2 pseudogenes are annotated in these 1,255 nt (G+C 68.6%); one reads left to right on the top strand and one right to left on the bottom strand.

What is annotated here, in order from left to right:
- Positions 1-582: pseudogene (locus RH94_RS09090) on the top strand (hypothetical protein); the annotation flags it as partial.
- 85 nt (positions 583-667) lie between these two features.
- On the opposite strand, the pseudogene RH94_RS09085 reads toward RH94_RS09090, so the two are convergent.
- A pseudogene (locus RH94_RS09085) lies at positions 668-1,255 on the bottom strand (hypothetical protein); the annotation flags it as partial.

Here is a 1,255-nt window from a genome sequence, read left to right as displayed (position 1 = left end):
CAGGCCGATGATGTGCTGCCGTCGGTGACGAGTACGGACTGGGTCACCTACGCCGACCGGGTCGTGGTCGTCCGGCCCACCTCGGACCGGGAGATCCCGGCCACCGAGGAGGAGAACGAGGCGGGAGAGGGATACATCGGACGCAGCGCCACCCTGGCCGTGGACAAGGTCCTGTGGAGCCGGTCCGGAGCGCCCGCCGTCCCGCGGTCACTCACCCTGGACGTGGCCGGATGGGCGTTCAAGGACGACCAGCGGCAGGAGTTCGCGGTCCACGACACACCCCGCCTGGAAACCGGCCACACCTACATTGTCGCCCTCGCCCGACTCGACGACGGCACCTGGTCGATTCTGGGCAGCGGAGCCTCACTGCCCTATGACGGCGGCGTCATCGGCAACGGCGAATCCGAAGGCAACACCGTCGAAGCCGCCAAGCCTGCTTCGAAGAGTGTGTCCGCCGCCCGTACGGCGCCGGGCACTTCGCACGACGTCGAGGACAGCGTCGAGGCCCAGGTCAACGGTGAGTCCGAGGACGCACTGGTGTCCCTGCTGAACGACACGGCACCGGCGCCCGACGCGAGCTGAACGGGACCGGTCATGTGAACCTGGGGTCCGCTTTCACCTGTCACACCGGTGAAGGCGGACCCCAGACGGTTTTACCGCCCTTTCCTCACCTCGATGCCCCGGCCTTCGCGTAGCGTTCCTCCGGCGGCAGGTCCGCATAGGGGGCCGCAGCCGGGTCCGGGACGGCCTTCTCCAGCAGGGCGATCAGCGCCTGCGCCGACTTGCCGGCCATCTGTTCCCTGACACTGTCCCCGGAGCCCTTCGAAGGTGCTTCGACGGTGTTGCCTTCGGATTCGCCGTTGCCGATGACGCCGCCGTCATAGGGCAGTGAGGCTCCGCTGCCCAGAATCGACCAGGTGCCGTCGTCGAGTCGGGCGAGGGCGACAATGTAGGTGTGGCCGGTTTCCAGGCGGGGTGTGTCGTGGACCGCGAACTCCTGCCGCTGGTCGTCCTTGAACGCCCATCCGGCCACGTCCAGGGTGAGTGACCGCGGGACGGCGGGCGCTCCGGACCGGCTCCACAGGACCTTGTCCACGGCCAGGGTGGCGCTGCGTCCGATGTATCCCTCTCCCGCCTCGTTCTCCTCCTCGGTGGCCGGGATCTCCCGGTCCGAGGTGGGCCGGACGACCACGACCCGGTCGGCGTAGGTGACCCAGTCCGTACTCGTCACCGACGGCAGCACATCATCGGCCTG

Origin of the sequence: Streptomyces kebangsaanensis, assembly GCF_001906585.1 — a bacterium.
Classification (GTDB): Bacteria; Actinomycetota; Actinomycetes; order Streptomycetales; family Streptomycetaceae; genus Streptomyces; species Streptomyces kebangsaanensis.
Note: the sequence above shows the minus strand (reverse complement) of the source record. Positions and strands in the feature narration are given on the sequence as shown.